General features: G+C 32.6%; 8 protein-coding genes. 6 read left to right on the plus strand and 2 right to left on the minus strand.

Annotated features, from left to right (window positions below; all coding sequences use genetic code 11):
• Positions 1–146: 146 nt before the first annotated feature.
• The 6 genes from RCH18_RS15740 (at position 147) to RCH18_RS15765 (ending at position 5423) form a co-directional block, all read left to right on the plus strand.
• Complete coding sequence (locus tag RCH18_RS15740; protein WP_326937729.1) at positions 147–917, plus strand: alpha/beta fold hydrolase; 771 nt, start codon at positions 147–149, stop codon at positions 915–917.
• A 38-nt stretch (positions 918–955) separates the two neighbouring features.
• Positions 956–1300 (plus strand): phage holin family protein, encoded by a 345-nt coding sequence (locus RCH18_RS15745; RefSeq protein ID WP_326937730.1) that lies wholly within the window; start codon positions 956–958, stop codon positions 1298–1300.
• A 218-nt stretch (positions 1301–1518) separates the two neighbouring features.
• Entirely contained in the window at positions 1519–2103 is a 585-nt protein-coding gene (locus RCH18_RS15750; RefSeq protein ID WP_326937731.1) for a DUF3347 domain-containing protein, read from the plus strand.
• A 2-nt stretch (positions 2104–2105) separates the two neighbouring features.
• Entirely contained in the window at positions 2106–2666 is a 561-nt protein-coding gene (locus RCH18_RS15755; protein ID WP_326937732.1) for a helix-turn-helix domain-containing protein, read from the plus strand.
• 85 nt (positions 2667–2751) lie between these two features.
• Positions 2752–5241 (plus strand): heavy metal translocating P-type ATPase, encoded by a 2490-nt coding sequence (locus tag RCH18_RS15760; RefSeq protein ID WP_326937733.1) that lies wholly within the window; start codon positions 2752–2754, stop codon positions 5239–5241.
• A 47-nt stretch (positions 5242–5288) separates the two neighbouring features.
• Positions 5289–5423 carry a hypothetical protein gene (locus tag RCH18_RS15765; protein WP_326937734.1) on the plus strand — a complete coding sequence of 45 codons (135 nt, stop codon included), beginning with the start codon at positions 5289–5291 and terminating at the stop codon, positions 5421–5423.
• Between the two features lie 186 nt (positions 5424–5609).
• On the opposite strand, the gene nhaA is transcribed toward RCH18_RS15765, so the two are convergent.
• Positions 5610–6761 carry a Na+/H+ antiporter NhaA gene (gene nhaA, locus RCH18_RS15770; RefSeq protein ID WP_326937735.1) on the minus strand — a complete coding sequence of 384 codons (1152 nt, stop codon included), beginning with the start codon at positions 6759–6761 and terminating at the stop codon, positions 5610–5612.
• A 552-nt stretch (positions 6762–7313) separates the two neighbouring features.
• A complete protein-coding gene (locus RCH18_RS15775; RefSeq protein ID WP_326937736.1) occupies positions 7314–7463 on the minus strand; it encodes a type II toxin-antitoxin system HigB family toxin in 150 nt (49 codons plus the stop codon).
• Between the last annotated feature and the right edge of the window lie 404 nt (positions 7464–7867).

Consider the following 7867-nt stretch of genomic DNA (forward strand, 5'->3'; position numbering starts at 1 on the left):
AAGAAACAATATTTAATAATTTGATAGTCAGAATGGTCAAGTCAGAAAAAATATATCAATCTAAAATTATATGTTCGTAACTACTGACCTCAAAAAACTTATTTATGTCTGTAATTTCAAATCGTTACTCTTCAATCTACAATTAAATGTTATATTCAAAAATAGAAGGTTCTGGTCAGCCTCTACTAATCCTTCACGGATTTTTAGGAATGTCTGATAACTGGAAGACACTAGCCACACAATTTGCAAGTACTTTTGAAGTACACACACTTGATTTGCGTAACCACGGTCGAAGTTTACAATCAGATGAGTTTAGTTATGATATTATGGCGCAAGACATTTTTGAGTACTGTCAATTTCAAAAACTGAAAAAGGTTTTAATAATAGGTCATTCTATGGGTGGTAAAGTAGCGATGCTATTAGCAGCTAGACATCCAGCATTGCTAAATAAATTGATTGTTGCTGATATAGGTCCAAAATTTTATCCGCAGCATCATCAAGATATTTTGGCGGGATTGAATACCGTTGATTTTTCAATCAAACCTAGTCGATCTGACGTGGAAGTAATTTTAAAAAATTTTATTTCTGATTTTGGTACACGCCAATTCCTGATGAAAAATTTATATTGGCTTGAGCCAGGTCAATTAGCCTTTCGCTTTAACTTAGCGGTTTTCAATCATTCAATGGACGAAATAGGAGTTGCGCTTCCTGATGATTTAGTATTTGATAAGCCAACGTTGTTTATTCGTGGTGGAAATTCAAAATATATTCTTGACAGTGATTTCGAGAATATAAAAAAGCATTTTCCTAATTCAAGTATAGCAACAATTGAAAATGCTGGTCATTGGCTTCATGCTGAAAACCCAGCTGAATTTTATCAAAAAGTAATATCTTTTATCGACTTGCCTTTAGACTAGTTATTTTACTACATTTATTAAAAATTAAAAGAGCAGAAATGAAATTACTTATCAAAATCTTAGTTACAGCAATATTAGTAATTATTATTGCCAACATAATGCCTGGAGTTCATGTGGCAACTTTTACAACTGCTTTATTTGTTGCCATTGTACTTGGTCTACTAAATATTTTTATCAAACCTATCTTAGTGATTTTTACACTGCCAGTTACTATTCTTACACTGGGTCTGTTTTTATTAGTTATTAATGCCCTTTTAATTTTATTATGTACCAATATTGTAGGCGGATTTAGCGTTGATTCGTTCTGGACTGCGCTATTATTTAGTATAATATTATCGATTTCGCAGTCGTTGATGAACGCCATATTAGGAGTAAAAAAGTAGTTAATTTTAAAGTTTGCAATCGAGAAATATTTAATTTTCTACTTAAATTCAATGTTTTTTTGTCATCGAAAAAATAAAATGAATTGGAAAGTAAATTCAATTGTCTTAACAGAGCTAACCCATATTAATTCACTAAATTTAAACGCAACCATATTTTAAAATTGATTTAGTTAAATTAAATTTCCGCAATAAAATTGTACCCTAAAAACTTTATAAAAATGAAAAAATTTAAGAATACAATGGCAGTGCTTTTAGTATTGATTTCAATCTCAAATGCAAATGCAATTGTGAATTACAACCAGTCAAAAGAGCTAAATTTACAAGTACAATTAGTTCATTCGTTAGATTATTCATCTGGTATCGATCTAGCTGATAAAAACCTAAATACAGTTTTTACAAATTACTTTTTATTAAAAGATGAATTAGTAAAAACCGATGGAGTATCGGCTGCAGCTAAAGCAAAATTACTATCTGCTTCGCTAAATAAAGTAAAGATGAATGAACTTAATAAAGATGTTCATAGAGTTTGGATGAAAGTAATGAAAAACGTCATGGCTGATGCCAAAGGTATCGCTGCTACTGAAGACATAAAATCACAAAGAGTACTTTTTGTGTCTTTGTCTAAAAAAATGTACGATTTGGTAAAAGTGGCTAAGTATGATTCAGCCGTTTATTATCAGTTTTGTCCAATGGCTAATGATGGAAAAGGCGCTCACTGGTTGAGTAAAGAAAATGCAGTTTTAAATCCATATTATGGTTCTAAAATGTTGAAGTGTGGTGAAGTAGTGGAGACTATTAAATAAAAATGAAGCTTTATATTAAGAACATGGTTTGCAGTCGCTGTATAATGATGGTGGAGTCTGAGCTAGAAAAGTTTGGACTTCACCCTATTTTAGTAGAACTGGGAACGGCAACGACTTTAGAAAATCTAAATAAAGATCAAGAGCAATTACTAAATAAAAAATTAGTGGCTTTAGGTTTTGAGATCATCGATGATAAAAAAAGTCGGGTGGTGGAAAAAGTTAAAAATTTGATTACTGATTTAGTTTATTTTAATGACAATCATTTCACAACTAATTTGTCTGATTATATAGTGTCATCAATTGTTCAAGACTACAGTCATATTAGTAGTGTTTTTTCGCAACAAGAAAATACTACTATTGAACAATATTATATATTCCAAAAAATAGAGAGAGTAAAGGAACTACTTGTTTATGACGAGTTGTCACTAAACGAAATTGCATTTAAACTTCATTATAGCAGTCCATCACACTTAAGCAAACAATTTAAAAAGGTAACTGGTTTAACACCAACTTGTTTTAAAAATGCGAAAGAGCAAAAAAGGAAATCGCTCGAAAATCTATAAATGATGCACAACAGAACCAGAATTGTATAAGTGTTTTTGTAATTGATAATAGTATTTTTGTTTACGAAATAAATACTACATCATAATGACTTATAAATATACGATAACGGGAATGTTTTGCGATGGTTGCCGAACCAAAGTAGAAAAAGCATTAAATGTCATGGAAGGAATAGAGGCAAAGGTTACTTTAGACCCTCCTGTTGCCACTATTAGTATGCAAAAGCCTGTGCAAACGACTCAATTTCAGGAAGTACTTACTGCTGCAGGAAAATATTCTATCAAGGTGTTCAATCCAAATGATTTAAAATTACCAGTAGAAGAAGTGGTTGTTGAATTACCAAAAAATGCTGCTGGAAAATATTATTGTCCTATGTTTTGCGAAGGCGAAAAAGTCTATGATGATCCAGGCGATTGTCCCGTGTGCGGAATGGATTTAGTCAAAGCACCAGACCTTGAAGCTGCAAAAACAGTATTCACTTGCCCTATGCATCCAGAAATAGAACAAGACCATCCTGGATCTTGCCCTATTTGCGGTATGGATTTAGTTCCACTAGAACCAAAAGACAGTGCCGAAAATAAAGCCTATAATGAATTGTGGCACAAAATGAAAATAGCACTTTTATTTACAGTGCCTATTTTCATTATTTCGATGTCAGATATGATTCCTCACAATCCGCTACTAAAAATACTAGACACGCAAACATGGAATTGGGTACAATTAATATTATCACTTCCAGTTGTTTTTTATGCATGTTGGATATTTTTTGTGCGCGCTTGGAAATCGATTTTGACATGGAACTTAAATATGTTCACATTAATAGGTATTGGATCGAGTGTGGCTTTCTTATTTAGTTTAATTGGTTTGTTTTTCCCTGATATTTTCCCTGACGAATTTAAAACACATCATGGCACGGTTCACTTATACTTTGAAGCGACGACTGTTATATTAACGTTAGTATTATTAGGACAATTGTTAGAAGCCAAAGCACATAGTAGAACGAGTGGTGCTATAAAAGAATTGTTAAAACTAGCACCAACCGAAGCAACTTTAGTCATTGATGGTGAAGATAAATTGATTGCTATTCATGCCATTAAAAAAGGAGATTTATTGCGCGTAAAACCTGGAGATAAAGTTCCTGTTGATGGGAAAATTACGACTGGAGAAAGCACGATTGATGAATCTATGATTTCGGGTGAACCAATTCCCGTTGATAAAAAAATAAATGATGTCGTTATTGCGGGAACCATAAACGGAAACAAATCATTTGTAATGATTGCTGAAAAAGTGGGTTCAGAAACTCTGCTTTCGCAAATTGTTCAAATGGTCAATTCTGCAAGTCGCTCAAGAGCACCTATCCAAAAAGTAGCTGATAAAATTGCGAAATATTTTGTACCTACAGTGGTCTTGGCATCTGTTATAACTTTTATCGTTTGGGCAAATTTTGGCCCGGAGCCAGCATTAGTTTATGGATTTATTAATGCGATTGCTGTCTTAATCATTGCTTGTCCGTGTGCTTTAGGTTTAGCAACACCCATGTCAGTAATGGTTGGTGTGGGTAAAGGAGCGCATAGTGGCGTGTTGATAAAAAATGCTGAAGCTTTAGAAAATATGAATAAAGTAGATGTTCTGATCACCGATAAAACAGGAACAATTACGGAAGGAAAACCTTCTGTTGAAAAAGTGTTTTCTACAGATAACAAGGACAATGAATTATTAAAATATTGTGCTTCATTAAATCAATACAGTGAGCATCCTTTGGCGCAAGCCGTAGTTCAATACGCTAAATTAAAAGATGCTTCATTGATAGAAGTAAATGACTTTGAAGCTATTTCTGGGAAAGGAGTCGTTGGAACTGTTGCTTATAATAAAGTGTCATTTGGCAATAAAAGTTTAATGGAGCAAGTGGGAGCATCAATTTCAGTCGATTTAGAAGCTAAAGTCATTGCTGAACAGAAGTTGGGAAAAACGGTTTCATATATTGCAATTGATAAATTGGCTTTAGGTTTTATTTCTATTAGCGATGCGATCAAAGAAACAAGTGTAGCTGCTATAAAAGAGTTAATTGCACAAGGTGTTGAGGTGATTATGCTTACTGGTGATAACGAAAATACAGCAAAAGCAGTAGCTGAAGAATTAAATTTAACATCATTTAAAGCAGGTTGTTTGCCAGAGGACAAATTGAATGAAATTAAGCGCTTACAAGCCGAAGGAAAAATTGTTGCAATGGCAGGAGACGGAATTAATGATGCTCCAGCTTTGGCGCAGGCCGATATAGGAATTGCAATGGGAACTGGAACTGATGTAGCTATAGAGAGTGCTAAAATTACACTAGTAAAAGGTGATTTACAAGGAATTGTTAAAGCCAAAAATCTAAGTCACGCCGTTATGAAAAATATTAATCAAAACTTGTTTTTTGCGTTCTTTTATAATGTACTTGGTATTCCAATTGCAGCTGGGGTTCTATATCCGTTTTTCGGACTATTGCTTTCACCAATGATTGCAGCCTTGGCAATGAGTTTTAGCTCGGTTTCAGTAATAGCTAATGCTTTACGATTGCGAAATGTGAAGTTGTAATCTAGTGTTTAATAATTATTACGTAAATTGTGTAAAAATATATTATTATGGTTGATACAGTAAAAGTGCCTACAGATGCGTACTCATTCTTTGGACTACCTATGTTTTGGTGGTTTTCTATATTAATTTTTGCAGGTGTAATATTAGCAGCTGCGCACTTATATCGAAGAAGAAAACAATAATAATTTATATTTTAATAGAATTTTTATGAAAAATCAAGTTTAGTCAATGTCATTAAGACTTAACTGAACTTGATTTTTTTAATAGTTCTAGACGTTTTTTTTAGTTGTCGTTTTAAAACTTATTTACAAGATTTTAAACCATATTTTTATTTAAGTTTGTTATTGTTTTTTTTAAATTATAACACCTTAAATTTCTTTTTGCAAAGTTGGTTTAAGTGTAAATTTTAAAAGCATAAAACCTATAAATCCTGCAATAATTGAAGCAATGATAATTGCGATTTTGGAACTATTGATCAGTGCAACATCTTCATAAGCGAGTATCGTAATAAAAATAGACATAGTAAATCCTATTCCTCCCAAAAATCCAACACCAATAATGTTTTTCCATTTTAAGTCTTTTGGTAATTTGCAAAGCCCGATTAATGCCCCAGTAAAAGCAAAGGCAAAAATCCCTAACGGTTTTCCAATGATTAAACCAGCTAAGATTCCTATACTATTTGCTTCCCCTAAACCATTTTGCCAATCAGATCCTATGGCGATGCTTGTATTTGCAATAGCGAAAAGAGGCAAGATTATAAAAGCAACTGGCTTATGTAAAAAGTGTTGTAATACATAAGACGTGGATTTTTCATCGCCGTTACCAAACGGAATTGCAAAAGCTAATAATACTCCTGTAATTGTGGCATGAACTCCTGAATTATACATAAAAAACCACATGACAGCTCCGCCTAAAAGATATGGAATTAGACTTTTAACTTTGAGTCGGTTAAGTAATAATAGTACCGCAAATACTGCCAAGGCGAGCAATAAGTTTGACCATACAAGTGTTTTTGTGTAAAAAATGGCAATGACAATAATAGCAATCAAATCATCGATTACAGCTAATGCTGTTAAAAATATTTTTAATGATACAGGAACTCTATTTCCTAATAACGATAAAATACCAATTGCAAAAGCTATATCGGTCGCCATTGGAATTCCCGCTCCTGATTGTGTAGCAGTTCCATAATTAAATAAAAGAAAGATAGTAGCAGGAATAATAAAGCCGCCCATTGCACCTATAATTGGGAAGGAGGCATTCTTTATATCAGAGAGTTCACCTTTATAAATTTCACGTTCTAATTCTAATCCAATTAACAAAAAGAATACCGCCATTAGTGCATCGTTAATCCAATGCGTAATGCTATGACCGCCCATATCATATTGCCAAAAGCCAATATAACTAGACTGAATAGGCGAGTTAGCTAATGCTAATGAAATAATAGTTACAAAAAGTAAAATTAATCCTCCAGCTTTTTCACTTTCATAGAATTCCTTGAATAATTTAGATAGATTCATCAGCTTGCAATTTGTTTTTTTTAGTTTTGTGACTTTTACTTAGATTAAGATAAATTTTGGCAAATCTTTCTTAAAATAAATTGTCGAAAATTCAAAATTACAACAAAAAGATTCATTTTCAATTTTATGCGAGTGTTTCAGGTATCTCAAAAGAGTTAATTGTTTAATAAAAATTACAGAGAGATACATGTTAATAAGCTTGTATTAAGCTATCGATTGGGATATGAAATCTGTCATGAAGTTATCTTATCGTAGCTAAAGAAAGCTTTCTTTTGCGATTTAAAATTTTATAAGCTCGACTTTTCAGTCCTATAATATTTGCTAAATCAGTTTGAGAATAACCCATCTGCTCCGTTGTGAATGTAATTACTTTTATAGAATCGGGCAAACCAATTGGAAGATTTTCATTTTCATATCGGTCAATTAAAATACCAAGTACTTCTAATTCATCTCCTCTGGAGAATTCAATTTTGCATCAAAGATTGTTATAGGTCTTTCGAGAGCTTGATTGTACTTATTTTATGGTTTTTATAGGTTTTATATTCATAATAGTTAGATTTTAACAGCCTTAATCTTGTCGTATTCGGAGTGCGTTTCAATAAAACAAAGCCAAACCATTTGATAATCATAACTGATTTTTACAATCAATCTGTAATTATTTCCTTTTATATTTAAAACAAATCTATTATTAGTTAAAATAATTGCACTTGTTAGTTGTAGGTAGAGCGAGCGTCTCGTTCATGTGCAATTCATTAAGTTAGGCTTTTAACTCTCCATCTTTGTCATTCTGACAAAGCAAGAATCTTTGTTTGTTGCTCTCGTTTATTGAGATTGCTTCGCCTGTGGTAATGACAAAAAAACAGCTTTTTTAATTATTGTTTTTGCTGCAATATTTAGACCTAGTGCGGGAGCGCTATGTTTTTAAATTAGGCTTTTAACTCTCCAACTTTGTCATTCTGACGAAGGAAGAATCTTCGATTGTTGCTCTTGTGTGTTGAGATTCCTCCTCTATCGGAATGACAAAAAAGCAACTTTTTTAATTATTATCGTTATAGGAATTCTTTGTGCTAGTACGAGCGTTCCGCTCGTACCCATTATCACAATCA

Origin of the sequence: Flavobacterium sp. PL11 (genome assembly GCF_035985025.1) — a bacterium.
Classification (GTDB): Bacteria; Bacteroidota; Bacteroidia; order Flavobacteriales; family Flavobacteriaceae; genus Flavobacterium.

Coding starts and splice junctions, on each gene's coding strand:
- RCH18_RS15740 (WP_326937729.1), top strand. CDS start 147: ATGTTATATTCAAAAATAGAAGGTTCTGGTCAGCCTCTACTAATCCTT.
- RCH18_RS15745 (WP_326937730.1), top strand. CDS start 956: ATGAAATTACTTATCAAAATCTTAGTTACAGCAATATTAGTAATTATT.
- RCH18_RS15750 (WP_326937731.1), top strand. CDS start 1,519: ATGAAAAAATTTAAGAATACAATGGCAGTGCTTTTAGTATTGATTTCA.
- RCH18_RS15755 (WP_326937732.1), top strand. CDS start 2,106: ATGAAGCTTTATATTAAGAACATGGTTTGCAGTCGCTGTATAATGATG.
- RCH18_RS15760 (WP_326937733.1), top strand. CDS start 2,752: ATGACTTATAAATATACGATAACGGGAATGTTTTGCGATGGTTGCCGA.
- RCH18_RS15765 (WP_326937734.1), top strand. CDS start 5,289: ATGGTTGATACAGTAAAAGTGCCTACAGATGCGTACTCATTCTTTGGA.
- nhaA (WP_326937735.1), bottom strand. CDS start 6,761: ATGAATCTATCTAAATTATTCAAGGAATTCTATGAAAGTGAAAAAGCT.